The sequence below is a fragment of the Psychrobacter sp. TB20-MNA-CIBAN-0197 genome (assembly GCF_040309765.1).
GTDB classification, from domain to species: Bacteria; Pseudomonadota; Gammaproteobacteria; order Pseudomonadales; family Moraxellaceae; genus Psychrobacter; species Psychrobacter submarinus.
Genome location: NZ_JBEOPC010000143.1, coordinates 1 through 396, shown reverse-complemented (window position 1 = coordinate 396; position 396 = coordinate 1). Strand labels below are relative to the sequence as shown.

Genomic DNA, 396 nt, shown 5'->3' with positions numbered 1-396 from the left:
ATCATCAGGAAGCGCGTCGAGTTGTCCGGGCGATCTTCGATCTTCTCGGCCAGACGCGTCAGGCCGTACAGCCCCGCCGCCATGTCGCCAGCAATGGCCGCCGAATTCCACTCACCCTTGACCCGTTTGGCCGCTTCGGCGTTGCTCGACACCGCGACGCGTTCGACATTCGGGTAATGCGCGTCCAGCCACTTGCGGCACTGGGCCAGCGACTGCGCATGGGAATAGATGCGGCTGATGCTGTCGGTCTTGGTGTTTTCGCCGACCAGCAGATGATGGTGGATGCGCAGCTCGACTTCGCCACAGATCACCATGTCGTGTTCGAGGAAGCTATCCAGCGTGTGGTTGACCGCACCTTCGGTGGAGTTTTCCACCGGCACCACGCCGAAATTCACC

Annotated in this window: 1 protein-coding gene; it reads right to left on the bottom strand. The window is 61.4% G+C overall.

What is annotated here, in order from left to right; genetic code table 11:
* A partial coding sequence (locus AAEY83_RS13030; RefSeq protein ID WP_351059367.1) for a prephenate dehydratase domain-containing protein occupies nucleotides 1-396 on the bottom strand: 396 nt, incomplete at both ends.